The organism is Amycolatopsis ultiminotia, assembly GCF_039536925.1.
Classification (GTDB): Bacteria; Actinomycetota; Actinomycetes; order Mycobacteriales; family Pseudonocardiaceae; genus Amycolatopsis; species Amycolatopsis ultiminotia.
The window spans coordinates 1,048,760-1,065,947 of the sequence record NZ_BAAAZN010000001.1 but is presented as its reverse complement, the minus strand read 5'-3'; the positions used below and the strand labels follow the sequence as shown (position 1 = coordinate 1,065,947).

Sequence of the window (17,188 nt, the reverse complement as noted above, 5' to 3'; positions counted from 1 at the left end):
CCTCTCCGCGGCACGGCGGTCGAGAGCCATCTCGTCGCCTGGATTTTGCATATGTCTTCATATACAGCCGGCCCGGGACGACGCGAAGGTAAGGGGCTGATCGACGTGGATCTGGAGTTCGACACCGGGAACGAGCAGTTCCGCGCGGAGGTGTCGGCCTGGCCCGACGAAAACACCCCGGCCGGAGAGCTTTCTCCACCGGCGACCGTGGAAGGACTGTGGCAGCAACTGGAGTGGGAGCGCCGACTGTTCGACGCTGGCTACGCCGCACCGGGTTAACCGCGGTGGTTCGGCGGCCTCGGGCCGGACCTGTGGGCGAGACCGTTTTCGATGAGGAGTACGTCCATCGGCAACTGCCCGAACGGCTCAACAAGATGGCGCTCATTCACGGCGCACGCACCGTGCTGGTACATGGAACCGAGGAGCAGCAACGAAACTGGCTGCCGAGAGTACTCGACTGCTCGGACATTTCGTGCCAGGGGTTCTCCGAGCAGCACGCGGGCAGCGATCTGACGAGCCGGCGCACCACGGGACGTCTCGACGGGACGAAGTCGTCCTGAACGGACAGACGACGTGGACGTCCAACGGAGTCGATCGCCACGCACGTGTACGCGCTCGTACGCACCGACCCCGCCGCGCCGAGACACCACGGGACCAGCTTCCTCGTTTCCGACTTGCGCCGGCCGGGCGTCGAGATCCGACCGGGGCAGCCATACGCGCCTTCCCGAGCATCTGGGCAAGTATCGAGGACACTCCGGGCAGGACGAGAGCTGCATCTGCGAGTCCGTCCACCGCGAGCTCAACCGGATCGGCGACGACCTGGACAAGTCGGCCAAGGACCGCCCCGGGTTCGTCCGCCCGACTACCGACGAAGAGCCGGGAACAGTGGCGCAGATCGCGATCGCACATCCCGGCCGGTGCGGGAACAGGTCAACGAGGCCGATCCGTTCGTCATCGCCACGCGAACGCCGGGAGCTCAATTGTGCTGACCCGAGCGCAGCGCAACGGCCCCGGCACCGTCGATAAGAACCCCAAGATCCCCAACGTCGCTGACGAGCACAGGGAGGACGTGCTCAAGTTCTTCAATCAAGTCCACCGCGAAAGGTGGTCATTCCGGGCCATGAGCTCGCCAAAGCCGAGTCTATGGTCGACGCCCAGTTCTGAAGCACAGTCGGTACCTTGGCCGCCAGATCTTCGTCGATCTCGATGACGGGCTTGGCACCGCTAGGGGGCGGCGACCTTCCGTCTTGGTCGCACACCCGGCGAGCGTGACCAACATGATGCGCCACGAAGGCCCACGCGGCCCGTTGCCTGCGGAACATCGAAGCTCTCTTGTCTCGTCACGCACGACTGGTCTCGCCACCCGCAGCCGTGTCTCCGGTGACGCAACTCTCACCTTTTCAGATATGATCCAGCGCGCAGACGTGCTGCACATCCATTGCCCACGAGGCCGTTGTGGCATCAAAACGCGGCCACATCGGCACATCTCAGCAGGTCACGGGCTGTTCCGTGCCCGCTTGACGCCTTGACCTGTCCGCGTTACAGTCAAGCTGCCCTCGCAGATAAGATCTTATTTGAGTGCAGACGCCATCCACCGCCGCGGGGCTAGCGTCCCCCAGCGCTGTTTGGTTTACCTTGCGGTCTAGTTGTCGGACGGAGCTGACGGTGGACGAACGTGTTGAGTTGCCGGCGTCGGTGAACAGTGCTGATGCGCCTGCGACGGTGACGATGCGAGCGCGGATTGCCGTGTGGCGTGCAGGGAATCGGCAGAAGCAGCAGGTTGCGGCGTTGGCTCCGATGTCGCGTCCGACAGTCGATCAGTGGCTGGGGAGGTACTCGGCGGAGGCATCGGCGAGCTGCTCGACCGTCCTCGCGCGGCCGGACGAGAGCAGGTGCCAGCGGCGGGACAAGACGTTGCGATCGCAGAAACCGAGAACGCACTTACGACTACGTCCGAAACGGGGTGACACACCCGGTTCGCCGCCCTGAAGTTCGGCACCCGGCGAGCGCTACCCGTCCGCGGCCGCACAAACTTCCCGACCTTCCTGGAGGAAGCGACCAAACACCACGCGGGCAAACCGATCCAGGTCGTCCTGGACAACTTGTCCACCCACGTCACCCCCGGACGTCCAGACACAACCGGAGGCCCACCCGGACGTGCGGTTCCACTCCACACCGAAGAGAGCCTCGTGGACCAACCGGATCGCGGCCTGGATACCGGCGACGAGAGCGTCGCCAGGGTTCGACTTGCGCAACAAGTCGTCAACATCCTCGTCGACGACAACGGAATATACGAGTCATCGGAATCACGAGGCACGAGCAGTGCTCTGGACATGAGAACTACGGGATACCAGGAGGCAGCGACAATTGTCGACGCTCGAACCGAAATCGGGTGGCCGAAACCTGCTCGTCGACGAGGTGTATGCAGCTATTAAAGATGCGATCCAGACGATGACTCTTGCGCCCGGCGTCGCTCTCGTGGAGAGTCGCTTGGCAGCTCAGCTGAATGTGAGCAAGACGCCGATACGCGAAGCACTTGGCCGGCTGGCCCAAGAAGGATTGACGGAGGCTGCGGCATTCCGCGGTTATCGTGTGACAAAGTTCACGGGAGCGGACGTGCGGTCCATTATGGAATTGCGGTCGGTATTAGAGGGTTTGGCTGCGCGCAGGGCATGTAAAGCGATGCCGGAGGAAGCGCTGGAGCTTCTTGCACGGACCACGTCGCTTGCGGAGCAGGAGCGCGAACGCGAAAACTGGTCTTCTGTCTCAATTCTGGTCCACCAGGTTCACAACCTGATACACGAGAACTGCGGTGACGCACGCCTAACCACAATGATCGGGGTGCTGGACGGACAGTTCGAGCGCGCCAGGTTCGCAATGCCGGTTACATCCTTTCGCTTGGTAAAATCAGTGCAGGAGCATTCACTGCTGTCGTTGGCCATCCAAACGCGAAACGGCCATCTTGCCGAATCGATAATGCGTGACCACCTGGTTGCACTCATCGACAAGATCGATCTGGATGCCGCATTACGCCAAACTGATATCAAGCGGACCTCGCTAGCGGAGATAGCCCGCAATCGCCCCTTGTCGAAATCGGGGCAAACAGGAGTGTGTTAACGCATCGGTCAATCGACATGGCGAGCCCATACCAGGTCGGCCCGCCACTGCTTACCCATAAGCGAGCCGCCGGCTTCTGGACCTGTCAAGTGCGCGAAGTTCACGGGCGTCGGATCTCGAGTTGTCGTCCAATCGCCGGGACACCGGAAAATCTGACGAAAGTTCTCAACAAACTACTGGCAGCAGCTAGCGGCGTACCGACCGCGAGCCGATTCTTCGCCACTTTCATACCAATGAAAAGAGGCCAGAGAGCCCATGGCAGTCAACGTAGCTCTTGATCACAATGCGGTCTCCGAATACCACGGAAACGGCGCAGAGATCATCACAAATTGGCTTCAAAGAAGCGATGTGGATACGATTTTCGGTGTTCCTGGCGATACCGGGGTCGCACTCTACGATGCGCTGCGAGCAACCCCGAAGCTGAAGCACGTGTTGATGAACGACGAGCGGGGAGCGGTGTTTGCTGCGGACGCCTATGCTCGGCTCACCAACCTTCCCGGCGTGGTCGAAGTCTCAAGCGGCGGTGGAGCAACGTTCTGCATCGGAGGTCTCGGGGAAGCGCTGGCCGCATCTGTGCCGATGGTGGTGATCAGCAGCGATATCCACATCAAGAGCCGTCATTCAGGAGCGCTCACCGAAATCGATCAGATTGCTTTGTTTGCCGGTGTGACGAAGTGGCAGGGGCGGGCCGAGAGTGCGCACGAGCTGCCGGCAATTCTCAGCGATGCATTCCGGGAGGCGGTAAGCGATAGGCCCGGTCCCACGGTCGTCATAGTTCCCGAAAACATCTTTGACGAATCAGCTACGGACAACGCGTCGACTCAAATATATTCCCTACCGTTGACCCGACACGGTGTTGATTCCGGAAACATTCAGGCAATGGCCGACGCCGTGGCACAGGCACAACGTCCCGTAGTTCTCGCCGGCGGTGGAATCCACTGGTCCGCCGCCTACTCTGCACTGGAGACCTTCGCCACCACCGCTGGCGCTCCGGTTGCCACTACCATCCACGGCAAGGGTGCCATCGCCGAGACGCATCCACTCAGTCTGGGTGTTGTCGGCGCGAACGGCGGCCGTGACTACGCCACCGATTGGGTGGCGCAAGCAGACTTCGTGCTGCTCGTCGGAACACGGGCGAACTCAACGGATACTGATGGTTTTCGCGCGCCAAGACGCGACCAGTCGGCTGTTCCAGTGGCCATCATCGACATCGACGTGGAAGCCAAGGCGATCCATATTTTCCCAACGCAATAGTCGCGTCTGGAGATGCAGCAACCGTACTTTCACAACTTACGGATGCCGTGCGGGCAACGCCCGAAAACTCTGGGCTTGAAGATAAAATTTCTGCCTTGTCTCAGGAATGGCGTCGCCGGGTGCTGACCAGGAAGTTGCCAGCGGGCGCACTGGATCCATGGCACGTGATGGAACGTATTCATCCTCTGCTGCCTGAAAATACGACAGTGCTAGCAGATTGTGGCACGCCAACACCTTACCTAGGCGCGTTCTGGGAAGTTTCTGGATCGGGGCGAACTGTCGTGACGCCACGCGGACACGGCCCGATGGGATATGCTTTACCGGCATCTCTGGGCGCGCGGTACGCCGACCCCGGAAATCAGATATTGACGTTTACCACCGACGGCAGCCTGGTCATGGCCGCAGGAGCTCTCGAAACTGCAGCCCGCAATGACGGGCCGATCATATTTATTCATTTCTCGAATGGCTCCCTGGGATGGATCAAGGCGTTGCAGCACTTTTACCACGATGCACAGTATTTTGGCACCCAGCTGTCGAAGTTCGATGCAGTTTCAGTGGCCCAGGGTTTCGGAGTGCGCGCCACACGTGCACACACACTGGACGACGTTGCCGCGGCCGTTCGACGGGGCTTGACGACGCGAAAGCCAACATTCATTGACGTACCGATTCCCGACGAGCACGACGCGCTGCCACCAGTGGCGTCTTGGCAACGAGCCGCGTCAGGCGAGGAGACCAGTCGTCCGGTGTACTGAAGTCCGCCGTGCTTGTTGGGTACGGAGCGACAGAATTATTCACAACATGTCAAAAATGCCCGCTTTTTAGCGGAGAAATTCCGGTGACTTATGTCCAGTGACGCCGCCCCGGAGTCGGTTGTAGTCGTCGGCGGAGGATTGATTGGCCTGTGTTGCGCCTACTTCTTGCGCCAGCAAGGGCTAGACGTCACAGTAGTGGAATCAAATTCCGTGGGAAGTGGATCTTCTAGGGGTAACGCGGGAGAGATCATCCCAGAAATTGCTGCGCCACTATCGACCCCCGGAATTGTTCGTGACAGCCTTAAATCTTTTCTGGATCCCAATAGTGCCCTGTTCGTTCAGCCGCATTTCTCGTTCGAGTTGTTCCGCTATTTGAGGCGATTTGTACTAAGCACCCGCCCCACAGTGTTCGAGAAATCTGCAGCACAACTGCGAGATTTTGCCCAGGATTCGTTCGATCTGTTTAAGCAGATTGAGTCGGAGGGGTCGGGCCTGAACGCCAATACCGAGGGTTTTCTATTTGTTTTCGACACCGCGGCAGCCGCAGAAAAGTCGCTACGCATGCAGACGTCGACGACCGGCGTCGAGGCTGAAGTCATCACGGGCAACCGTATCCGCCGCATGGAACCAAACTTGAGCGCAAAGATAGCAGCCGGCTATGTCCTGAAAAATCAATGGACAATAGATCCGGGCCGGTTCATCGATGAACTCACGAAAACGTTACGTGCCGCGTCAGTCTCCATCATCGAGTCGACTCGCGCGACCAGCATTGGTATGAATGATCAATCGGCCTGGGTTCGTACTACTGATGGTACATTCGATGCAGACAACATTGTTGTCGCGGCAGGCGTCTGGTCACGAGATCTCTGCCGTACGTTAGGCGTCGATCTCGACCTCGTACCCGGGAAAGGGTACAGCTTCAATGTCGACCTTCCGCACCCGTTCGTGCGCACTATTCAATTCGCTGATGTGCACGTCGTCGCGACGCCGATGGGAGATAACGTACGGATCGCCGGCACGATGGAACTGGACCGACGGCGAGAACATTTCAGCCCAGGGCGCATACGGTCGATCATCGCCGCGGTGGACCCCTACCTTGCCGAGGTCGATTGGCAGTCGATACGAAATGAATGGGTAGGACCTCGTCCGATGACCGGTGACGGCATGCCGATCATAGGTCGGATCGGTCCCGACACGTCACGGGTTATGGTGGCGACTGGTCACAATATGCACGGTCTGACGCTGGGTCCCGTGACCGGCCGGTTGGTTGCGCATCTAGTCACCGAATCATCTGCATTGAGCGACGCGAACCCCTTTGATCCTGCAATCAACGGTAGGTCCAAGCGATGGAGCCATCGACTGTAGTTCATGGACTGCAAACCGGAAAATCATCAACGTAGCAGGTCATTATTGCGATCCATGACGGACCTCGACGACAGCTGACGGTTGACCGTCCCTATTTTTCATGACCCCATGTCGGATCCACCTATGACTGTTCAATCTTTCCACGGTGACGGCAATATATCCCGTCGTTCACTGCTCGCTGGTCCCGGTAGCACGCCCGATCGCGCAGCTCCAGGGATTGTCAGACCGCGTACGATACCCAGGCAAGACCTGATCGCTTGCGAAGATACCGAACGGCGCGTACGACGACGGTGGGGTTGCGTCGTAAACTATCGAGACACCTCAGCCTGACAACGTTCAATTCATTGCCCGAATCAAAGTCACTACGTCGACGGCGCCGGTACTAATCCTCGCGATTCCGACGTCGTACCGATCGAACGCGATAAATGGGATGCTGATCACTGCAACTTGCCACGACAACGTCCACTTCAGCCTCGACCTCACGGCCATGCGTTTGGTCGAGCGGTTCCACGACGACGCGTCCGGCCCGAGCGCCAATCGCGACGGGTTGAGCGGCGCTCGCCGCCGCCCGTGCCGGGCTGATAGACGTGCTGCTCGTCCACCGGGTGGACAAGACCAGCGGCACCCTCGTTCCCGACGAGTTCGGAGCCGTGATCGTGCGGCTCGTCTTCGACCTCTACACCCGCGACCGGCTCGGCAACCCCGCAGTCGCGAAAGTCTTCAACGACCGGGGCCATCGCCGACTCACGCTGGTCCGGAGACCAAGTCATCCGCGCGTTGAACAACCGCGTGCATCTTGCGGAACTCTCGTTCCGAGACGCCACCAAGACCGGCACGCCCCGCCGTCATCACGGCCGAGACGTGGGAGAAGGCGCAAGCAATCCTCGACGCACGCGGCTAGTCCCACGCTCACCGCGCCTCCCCCCAGCTCCGACGGTATCCTCACCGATCGCCTGCGCTGCCCCGAGTGCTCCGCTGCAGGCTCGCGGAGATGGTGGTCCCGGAACCCAAAGCGTTCCCCGTCCCGATCCGCGACACCGCACGCCCAGCAGCGACCGGTGACGCCGAATCACGCATGACGGTCACTCCGCGCCGCTGTGATGGGCGATCCCTGCCGCCGGAATGAGCGGTCCACGCATCATCCGAGCGGTTGGCTCCTGCGAAAGTTTCTTGGTGTTGGAGCCCTTGTCCGCACGTGGGCGGTGTACGGCCTGCCACAGCCACCACCGCACGTGGCCGGGGGGCACGTGTGCCACCTGCCCCCCGGACCGCAGCGCTGCGAACCGGACACTGCCGCCTGTGCTGGGAAAACGCCCGGAGCCTGGCCCACACCACCAGCCACCGCGACGTCACGGAGGTCCTCTGCATCGGCAAGGTCCACCATCCGCAGCTGTTCTTCACGGGCCTCTCGCCCCGCCGTCGGGCCGGCAGCACCCCGAGCCGATCGAAAAGCCGCACCCGAACGACGTTATCTCGGTCGGCGTCGGATCGTGACCGCGAGGCGCCGCCACCTGATGGTCATCGTCGGTAGGCGCGGGACGACCATGAGCGCCGAGGGCTACCGGGTCGCCGCGGGCCACCGAGTTCTCCTCGCAGCGCGGCGGCCGTTCGACGAGATCAGCGAGGAGCACGGCTGGAGCGACGCCGTGACGATCAACTGCCGTCGGGCTCCGACGATCGTGCTCGCCGGGTTCGTCGAGGGCGGTCGGTTCGCTCGTTCCTGCCTCCTCACCAGTCTGCACACTGCGGCGGCGACACTGTCGGTCGAGCGCGCGGCCGAGATCCTGGACGCTCTCGGCCACTACTTCGACAACCGTCCGTCTCGTGTGGACACCGCCTTGAGCCGCGCCCTGGCCGACGTCTCGGCAGGCATCGTCGCCAAGGTCGAGCAGGCGATCCGGGCCTGATCGCCGGTGACACGCGCCGATCGCCGCGACAGCAGCAGACCTTGCTGCGCTACCTCCACGGCCTCCGACCTGCGCTAGGGGAATGGGCGCAGCACTACACTAGCTTGCGCGAACTCACCCGCGAGGGCGTACACGCCGTTACCGTCACCGCGGCAACACAGCCAGTCGGCCCACTGATCCTCGGCGCCGGCCACGCCAATCCGCAGCACCGCCGCCACGCTCGGCCACGGCAGGCCTTCCGCCGCCTTTCCGCCACGCTGGAGCGCCTACGCATTGGACCGCCACCTCGACGAAGCCATCGCCTACCGCGCCGATCCTCGCCACCGTTGTCGAAGACTACGACCGGCCGGAGTCCGCACCCGCTCCGTCATGGCTTGCAAGATCGGTCACGGGACGGGCGATTGGGTGGCCCGGCCACGCTACGGCGTAGGCCGGATCGCGGCCGGCGCTGACCCGGGCGAACCTCAGCAGCTCGCGGATGATCCCGGCGTTGCCCATCGCCCACCCCGTGCGAGGCTCCCGGATGCTGGGCGTCACGCGGTGTTCCTGATTGGGCCAGCAGACGCCCGGGACATCGGCGGTGGATCGAGCGGCGAGGTCATCGACCAGCCCGGCACCGAAACCGGGCTGCTCCCGCTGCTCAACGTGCCGATCGCACGCCAGTGCGAGCACTCCGGCGGTGCCGCAGCACGAACCGTTGTTGTCCCAGAACCCTGGGCGGATCCGGCGTGGCAGACCGGACTGCGTGACGGTGTGCCAGCACCGGTCGGCGAGGACGGCCCATGTCGAGTCGTCGGTGGTGGCACCGAGCAGCCGAAAGGCCTGGGCGTCACCGGCGGGGCCGTTGCACCAGCCGTAGCTGTAGCGCTCGATCAGGTCCGGCCGGTGTTGCGGATCGGAGTGCGGAACGAGGAAACCGCGCGGCCCGGCCTCGTCGCGTGTCACCACGTCAGCGGCGCCGGCCTGTGCCAGGTCGATCAGATCGCGGCGGCCGGTGGCGCGCCCGATCGTGGCCAACGCGACCACGATGCCGAGCGTGCCGTGGGCCATGTGGTGGGATCGCGGCGGGCTGGGACGGACCGCCCAGTTCACGCCGCCGGGAGTCGGATCGGCGGAGCGGAGATAGGGTTCGGCGGCGAGAATGGCCAATTCGTCATCACCGCAGGCCAGTGCGCCCAGGCCGATACCTGCGTTGCCTGCCAGCAGTTCGAACATCTCGCCCCACCGCTGCCCGTCGAAGCGAGAACGCACCCGGCGCAGCGCGGACCGTGCGGCGGCCGTCGCGGAGGGGTCGTTCAGCAGCGCGCCGACGGCGTGGAGGGCGAACGCCATGCCGGTCAAGCCGAAGTAGAGCGAACAGTCCTTGTCGGGATCGACCGCAGCCGCGATGGCGCGCGCACCGCGTTGGGCGGCGTCGCCGTAGCGGTCGTCGCCGAAGTGGCGCTGGGCTTCCAGCAACGCAAGCACGATCCCCGCCGCTCCACTGTAGAGGAACGGGTCCACCTCGTCGTCGGTCGCAGTGCTCCCCCAGACCAGGCCGGCATCGGTGGCACGCGCGGCGCTCAGCAACCAATCCAGGGCGTCTACGGCAAGCCCCTCGGCCACCACCCCACGCGAGGCACCGAGTGACTTAGCGTTCCCAAGCTGCATCGTTACACATTAGCCTCGATCCGCTGGCGGCTTGATTTCCTAATGGCTGTCACGCACCGGCGAGGACCCTCCGAGCTGCGGTAGTTGCCGCCGTGGCAACGAAAAACGCGCTGGCGTGTCCGCCGTCAGGACGGTCACCTGGACCTTGCGGCGCGCTCTCGGGACCGGCCGGCTCGACGCCGCCGCCCGACCTCCGCGCCCCGTCGTTGTGGCGGCAGTACAAGTGCCCCGCCGCGACCGGCAACTTCTGCGCATACGCGCGCCTCGTCGGTGTCGGGCACCGACGCCAACATCCACACGTAGCCAGCACTCGGCCGCACCGCAGCCAAGACGCTCGCGTAGACCGCCACGCGCCCACCGCAGCTGCGCGGCTGACCAGCCGCAGCGCGACAACACGACCAACGCCAGCAGCCGACCGTAGCCGCGGAGCCGATAGCCCGACCTCACCTGGACGTACCCCAGCACTCCGCGGCGATCTGCGGCGCACACGAACAGCTCCGCTCCCCCCGGCGACCCGTCCGTCGAGCCGCGGCCCGACCCGGCCAGCTCACAACCCGCTCCGGTGGCCTCACCCGACTCGACCTGCCGCAGCGAGGTGTGCCAGCAGAACGTCCCTGAATCCTGCACCCGGTACTCGCGTGGGCAGCTCGACGGTGGCGAGCAGCGAACGCCCCCATCTGGCAGGAGCGTCCACCGCAGTGCCGGCCGGACCGGAACGTCGCCCGAGCCGAACTCGTTGTGCGAACCGGACCGGAGCTTGTCACCGCCCCGAAGACGTGACCGACCATCAACGTCGGATGGCTGCTACGGCGACCGGTCGGCGGCGCTCCGGCCGCCGCCCCTTCGGTTTCCGTCATAGAACCTTCGGAATTCCTGGATCAACGCCACCTCGACCGGCAGGTCCTAGAACTACCTCGGCCGCAACCGCTGCAGGTGGCAAGCTGGGCGCCGGATTCAATCTGGAACGCCGCGACCGCGTCCGCCGCACACGACATGTCGTACACCGCCGGGTCGGCGAGGTCGAGATCGTGCAGCCCAATATGGACATCGTGGTGCTCGGCGACGAGGTCGAGCATGTAGTGCAGCGCGGAGAGCATCCCCAGGCCGAGCAGGTCGAACTTCGTCAACCCCATGCTCGCGCAGTCGTCCTTGTCCCATTGCAGCACCGAGCGGTCGGCGGCGGTGGCCCACTCGACCGGGACAATCTCCGACACCGGGGTGTGCGGCGCGATGACCCTGCCCCGGAACGCACCCCGAGATGCCGCCGCGCGTCCTGCTGGCCCGGCGAGTAGCCGAGCGCTCTGACGGCGTCGCGCGCCCTTCGCACGGTAGGTGATCACGTTCGCCACCTGCACAGCATGAAACCGGTCGTGGCGCTGGTGGACTTACTGGATGGCTTCCTCACGGCGGTCGGACTCGATGTCCACTGATCGAGACAGTAACCAAGGTGAAGACCGTCGGCGGCGGCGCCAATCTGCGGAAACCGTTGGCCAGAAACACCGCGACCGGCTGGGCGATCCCAATGTTTCTCGTGGCGAAGCAGTCAGGGCCGGAGGTGGGGGGCAGGCTGGTGGTAGGGGGCGAGGTGATCGGCGCAAAGGTAGAGGGTGAGACCTTCCGGAGTGGTGTAGCGAGACAGGCCACCCCAAGTCTCGTCCGGGTCGAGCTTGGTGAGCATGGCAGCCAGTGCGCGGAAGTCGGCATCAGTGGCGGCGTGCGCCTCGGGAGTGGTGTCCACTGTGCTTACGCCTTCGAGCTTCCGTGTGCCGGGCAGCTCCTTGGGGAGTTGCCCGGCGAGCTCCTTCATCAGGTCGACGTCGGCCTTGAGTTGTGCGTCGAGTACACCGACCGCGATGCCGAGCGCTGGGCCGGCCAGCGGGGCGGCGTGCTTGAGTACGGTGATGAGGTGTTGCAGGTGCGGACCGAGCTTGGCGAGCCACTCGCGCGGCTGGGTGATCGAGTACACGCCCTGGCCGTCCGGCAGGCGATGCCAGGCGCCGGGTTCCTCGCAATACAAGTGGATCTCGTACGCTGCCCCGGTCAGCCGCTTACGGTCGGCCGGCACTACGGCGAACACGCTGGGGCAACGGGCTTCCTGCTGGAGTTGGAGCAACCGCTGCAGTCGCAGGAACATCCGTTGGGAGTATTCGCCCTGCTCGTCCAGGCGATCTCCGATCTGCTCGAGCACCTTGGTGAGGTGCTCGATGCCTGCTCGTGTGCTGTCCCGCTCGGATGGGGTGAGGCCGTACAGCAGCTCCGGCACGGAGACCGGCTCGCCGGAGTGATGGCACTCGATCTCGTATCGCGGTGGGGTGCGGGCGAGTCGGTTGCTGAGGTTGGTGTAGTCGAACAGCTGCGGGCAGGACTCCTGACATCGGCATGGCACGTTGCGGGTGATGTGCAGGCCGGGGAACCGTTCCAGGGTCAAGTTCAAGCCGTCGTCGAGGACCATGAAGAACCCGACCGGGGATGGGCCGCGCACCGTGAGTTCCACAGTGTTGCGGTGCTGATCAGCATGTACCAGGGCCAGATGCTTGCCGTCGCTGTGTGCCAGCAACGCGCCGGTGCGCCAGTGGATGCCCTTGCTGAACCGATGTGAGCGGGCGATGAACCAGGTGGGGATACCCGGCGGCATGGTGTTCAGCTCGTAGACGACTTTGATCTCCGCAGCACCTGGCAGTTGTCGCAGCGCCTCCCATTCCTCTTGGTAGGCGGGTGGGTTCCATTGCAGCCGTTCCACCACGAGGCTCAGGTCGCGGGAGCGGGTGTCCTCGATCCGGTAGGACAGGTCGTACTTGTCCATCATGCCGAGGAAGTGATCTCGTACCCCGCGGTCCAGATCGACCCACAGCGTGTCCAGGTGTTCCCTGCTCAGCAGGCCGCTCCGCTTGTCCACCTCGGGGCTGTCCAGCACCCGGCTGATGTAGTCGTTCACCCAGGCCGGCCGCAATATGACGAGCTGGTTCAGCTCCGGGTCATCGGCGTAGTAGAGGAGGTCGCCGAGTTCGTGCAGGGCACGGGCGATGAACCGCTGCAGCTGTGGGTTGGTCACGCCGGTGGCGGCCATGATCTCCCACATCCGTGTGGGCGTGACGTGATCATCCGGAATATCGCGCAGCGCGTCAGCCGCAGTGAGCCAGGTGGTCGGCCACTCCGACCCCATGAGCGGCAGTCGCGCGGACTGCTCGGTGAGCAGGGTGCGCAGAGCTTCGATTCCTTCCCCGGTTGCGTTGTCGATATGCACGCTGGCCACGATCCGTGGGTACTGGGTCCGTAGCTCGGCCAAGGGGAGGTCGACCGGGCGGTCGTGGATATGTGTGGCCACCAGGACGATGGGGGACTCGGGTGCCCGCGCGGTGATGATGTCCAGCCAGCGACGCAACTTGCCCTGTTCCCATCCGAGCCGGGAGTTCCAGAGCAATAGGAACAGCGAGCGGTTGGTCAGGAAGAATTGATGCGTAGCGTGGTAGATCTGTTGGCCACCGAAGTCCCAGGTGCTCAGCTGCATCGTCACCTCCGGCCGTTCCGGGTGGTTGAGCGCCAGGTTCTTGATCATCAGGCCGTGTGTGGACGGCTCGTCGGGGTCGTGCGGGTCCATCGCCAGCGCTTTGACCAGAGAAGTTTTGCCGACACCTCCCTCGCCGACCACGAGCAGTTTGGACATCCATTGTGGTGCGCTGCCCTGTATTCGGTCTCGGAGAAAGGCGAGAACTGCTTCCGAGCCGGCCGCGCTGATCTCCGGTGGCGGACTCACGAGCGGGTTCCCTGACACTGTCAACGCGGTCAGTGCTGGTAGCTCCACCAGCCAGTCTGGCAGCTTGGTCAACTGGTTCTCGACCACGTCGAGCCTGGCCAGCTGGTGAAGCCGGCGGAGGCTTGCCGGGAGCTCTGTCAGCTGGTTGTGATCCGCGTCAAGGATTTCCAGTCCAGTCAGTTCGCCGATCTCGGCAGGAAGTTCGATCAGGTCGTTGCTGCTGAGGTACAGCCTTTCCAGCCGGGTGAGCCGGCCGAAGTTGGCGGGCAACTGGGACAGCTTGTTGTCATCCAGGGACAGACTGGTGAGCCGGGCAAGCTCACCAATGTCGGCCGGCAGCTCCCGGATCCGGTTGTCGTCCGCCCGCAACATAGTCAGGGCGGCGAGTCGGCCGAGACCGGCGGGTAGTGCGGTGATCTGGTTGTCGTCCACGTGTAACCAGGTGAGCCGGGTGAGGCGCGGGAGACTGTCTGGCAGTTCGGTCAGCTTGTTGGCACTCAGTACCAGATAGCGTAGTCGGTCGAGGCGGCTGATCCATGCGGGTACCGCGGTGATCTGGTTACGACTCAGATTCAGTCGAGTGAGGGTGCGGAGGTGTGCGACGCACTCCGGAACTGTCGTGAGCCTGCAGCCGCTGAGATCGAGGTCGTCCAGGTGAGCCAACCGAGCGAGGTCGGGTCCGACCGTGTCGACCGGGTTGTCGCGCAACGACAGGGTGCTCAGCCTGGTCAGCTCGGTGAGGCGTTCCGGTAGCTCGGTCAGCCCATTGTCGTCGCACTCAAGCAGGGTCAGATTGGTGAGCCCGAACACCCAGTCCGGGATCTCGCCCAGCCTGCATCTGTTCATCTGCAATGACGTCAGTGCGCTGAGATCACCAAGCCGGCCTGGCAGTTCGGCGAGCTGGTTACCGCTGACACAGAGCGCGACGAGATTGCGCAACGCGGCCAGCCGATCCGGCAGCCGTTGCAGTTCATTGTCGTCAACCCTGAGATCCGTAAGATTCGACAGGTCCGCCGTCCATTCTGGCAGTTCCGTCAGCTTGTTTTTGCGAAAATAGAGAAATTTCAGATCAGTGAAGTCGGTTAGCCATCTCGGCAACTCCGTCACGCTGTTGTTGTCAGCGATCAGCATACTGAGATTCCGCAGTTTTCGCAGGTAGCTCGGGAGTACTTGAACCTGACAGCTCCCGATGTCCAGCGATTCCAGTTCGGCGAGATTGCCAAGCCAGGGTGGAAGGTCGACTAGCTGATTGCCGCCGATCCACAGGTGAGTGAGGTTGGTGAGATTGCTCAGCTCCGCCGGCAGGTGATTGATCTCGTTTCCGCGGAGCCATAGGATCGTGAGATCAGTCAGTTTGGCCAACCAGGAAGGCGCGGTCGTGAGCTGATTGTAGTGCACCCATAGGCTGTCCAAGTCGGTGAAACCGGCGAGCCACTCCGGCAGCTCGGTCAGCCGGTTCTGGTGCAACTGCAACGACGTCAGACCAGCCAACCGGGAAAGCCAGTCCGGTACGACAGTCAGTCGGCAGCCACCGAGGCTGAGGTCGGTCAGCCGGGTGAGGTTGCCGAGCCAAGAAGGCAGCTCGGCCAGGTCGTTGCCGCCCACGTCGAGCAGTTCGAGTGCGGTCAGCCGAGCCAGCCACTCCGGGAGGGCAGTCAGCCGGTTACCGCCCACGTCGAGGTGAGTCAGGTCGGTCAGCCGAGCCAGCCACTCCGGGAGGGCAGTCAGCTGGTTGCTGGACACGTTCAGCTTGGTGAGGCCGGTGAGTGTGGCCAACCGGTCCGGTAGCTCGGTCAGGTGGTTCCTGCTGAGGTCCAGCTCGGTGAGATCGGTCAGAGCCCCCAGCCAGTCCGGAGCCTCCGCCAGTCGACAGTTGCCGATGTCCAGCGTAGCCAGCCCGGTCATCGTTCCGAGCCAGTCGGGCAGGCCGGACAGCTGGTTGTCCTCCAGGTACAGCGCCTCCAACCGGCCGAGGCGCGTGAAGGTAGTGGGTAGCTCGGTCAGCCGGTTGTCACCAACACGGAGGTAGGTCAACTCGGTGAGGTCCCCAAGCCAGTCCGGCAGTGTGGTCAGCTGGTTGTTGCCCAGCTCCAGCCGGGTGAGGCGGCGCAGCCGGGCCAGCGATGGCGGTACCTCCGTCAACCGGCAGCCACTGACATCCAGCACAGTCAGCCCGGTCATCGTCCCGAGCCAGTCAGGCACGCCGGACAGCCGGTTGTTCTCGATGCTGAACTTGGTGAGGTTCCGCAGCCTGCTCAGCGAGTCCGGCAGTGTGCTCAGCCGGTTGAAGGCGAGGGACAGCTCAGTGAGGCCGGTAAGTCCGCCAAGGCTGTCCGATAGCTCCGTCAGGCGGTTGCTTTCGATCCTGAGAACGGTGAGGCTGGTCAGTCCGGTCAACCAGTCCGGCACCGTGTCCAGCCGGCACCCACCAATGCGCAGTTCGGTCAGCCTGCTCAGCGTGCCCAGCCACTCCGGCAATTCGGTCAATTTGTTGTGACCGATGCGCAGCTTCTCAAGTCCCTGGCATTCTGCCAGCCAGGCCGGCAGTTCGGTCAGATAGTTGTTCGACACGAAGAACTGAGCGAGGTTCGGCAGATCTGCCAGCCAGCCGGGCAGCGTCCGGAGCCGGTTTCGATCGAGGTCCAGTGCACGGAGATTGGTGAGATTGGCTAGCCACCCCGGCACGGCGGGCAGCCGGCAGCCGCTGATGTCCAACGTAGCCAGGCCGGTCAGTTCACCGAGCCAGTCCGGGAGTTCGATGAACTGGTTGGCACCGACGCGCAGATGGGCTAGATCGCTGAGATCGGCCAGCCAGCGCGGCAGCTTCGGCAGGTAATTGCCGTTGACGTCCAGGCGACGCAGCCCATTGTGCCGGGCCAGTTGGTCCGGCAGCGCACGCAGCCGGTTTTTGGCGACGCGGAGTTCGGTCAGCTCCGACAGATCGGCGAGCCACGCCGGCAACGCCGCGATGCGGTTGTCGTCGAGAATGAGGGTAGCGAGCTGGGGGAAGTCAGCCACCTGCGGCGGGACTTCGGTGAGGTGCAGGTTGCTGAGGTCGAGGACGGTCTCACCCGCCGCCACCGCACGGTCGATACGCTGGTCTGCCTCGTCCGGGCCGTATCCCATAGCGTCAGTTAACCACCTGGCGAACACTTCCAGCACCAAACCGGGCAACGCCATGGGCATGAACAAGCGCCGCAGCTGATCAACTCGGCATGCGGAAGCAACGATGCAGGTGGCATATGGGAATGCGACCAGTGTGCGCGGTGGGCACAGCCAACGCCGATCCCTCGGCTTGGGGATCGCGCTGCTATGTCCGCCCGCTACCTCGGTCTTCCCTACCGCAGTAGATCTTCGCAACGTGTACATGGGAGTTGTGGACCGGGACG

The 17,188-nt window shown here is 63.6% G+C and carries 9 protein-coding genes and 1 pseudogene; 7 read left to right on the top strand and 3 right to left on the bottom strand.

What is annotated here, in order from left to right; all coding sequences use genetic code 11:
- The first annotated feature begins 51 nt into the window (after positions 1–51).
- From ABD793_RS04875 to ABD793_RS04845, 7 genes are all read left to right on the top strand, one after another.
- Positions 52–279: a hypothetical protein gene (locus ABD793_RS04875; protein ID WP_344855699.1), complete on the top strand. Its 228-nt coding sequence runs from the start codon at positions 52–54 to the stop codon at positions 277–279.
- A 32-nt stretch (positions 280–311) separates the two neighbouring features.
- Positions 312–560: a hypothetical protein gene (locus ABD793_RS04870; RefSeq protein ID WP_344855697.1), complete on the top strand. Its 249-nt coding sequence runs from the start codon at positions 312–314 to the stop codon at positions 558–560.
- Between the two features lie 1,807 nt (positions 561–2,367).
- Positions 2,368–3,117 carry a GntR family transcriptional regulator gene (locus ABD793_RS04865; protein WP_344855693.1) on the top strand — a complete coding sequence of 250 codons (750 nt, stop codon included), beginning with the start codon at positions 2,368–2,370 and terminating at the stop codon, positions 3,115–3,117.
- Between the two features lie 255 nt (positions 3,118–3,372).
- Positions 3,373–4,371: a thiamine pyrophosphate-binding protein gene (locus ABD793_RS04860; protein ID WP_344855691.1), complete on the top strand. Its 999-nt coding sequence runs from the start codon at positions 3,373–3,375 to the stop codon at positions 4,369–4,371.
- Positions 4,372–4,466: 95 nt separating this feature from the next.
- Entirely contained in the window at positions 4,467–5,123 is a 657-nt protein-coding gene (locus ABD793_RS04855; protein WP_344855689.1) for a thiamine pyrophosphate-dependent enzyme, read from the top strand.
- A gap of 90 nt (positions 5,124–5,213) precedes the next feature.
- The gene (locus tag ABD793_RS04850; RefSeq protein ID WP_344855687.1) at positions 5,214–6,488 is read left to right on the top strand and encodes an NAD(P)/FAD-dependent oxidoreductase; all 1,275 of its coding nucleotides are present in this window, start codon (positions 5,214–5,216) and stop codon (positions 6,486–6,488) included.
- Positions 6,489–7,978: 1,490 nt separating this feature from the next.
- Positions 7,979–8,395, top strand: a complete 417-nt coding sequence (locus tag ABD793_RS04845; RefSeq protein ID WP_344855685.1) for a hypothetical protein — start codon at positions 7,979–7,981, stop codon at positions 8,393–8,395.
- Positions 8,396–8,731: 336 nt separating this feature from the next.
- On the opposite strand, the gene ABD793_RS04840 is transcribed toward ABD793_RS04845, so the two are convergent.
- The 3 genes and pseudogenes from ABD793_RS04840 to ABD793_RS04830 all read right to left on the bottom strand — a co-directional run bounded on the left by ABD793_RS04840 (position 8,732) and on the right by ABD793_RS04830 (position 16,985).
- On the bottom strand, positions 8,732–10,045 hold the full coding sequence (locus ABD793_RS04840; RefSeq protein ID WP_344855683.1) for a lanthionine synthetase LanC family protein: 1,314 nt from the start codon (positions 10,043–10,045) through the stop codon (positions 8,732–8,734).
- Positions 10,046–10,977: 932 nt separating this feature from the next.
- A pseudogene (locus ABD793_RS04835) lies at positions 10,978–11,472 on the bottom strand (error-prone DNA polymerase); the annotation flags it as partial.
- Between the two features lie 116 nt (positions 11,473–11,588).
- A complete protein-coding gene (locus ABD793_RS04830; protein ID WP_344855798.1) occupies positions 11,589–16,985 on the bottom strand; it encodes a leucine-rich repeat domain-containing protein in 5,397 nt (1,798 codons plus the stop codon).
- Positions 16,986–17,188 lie beyond the last annotated feature (203 nt).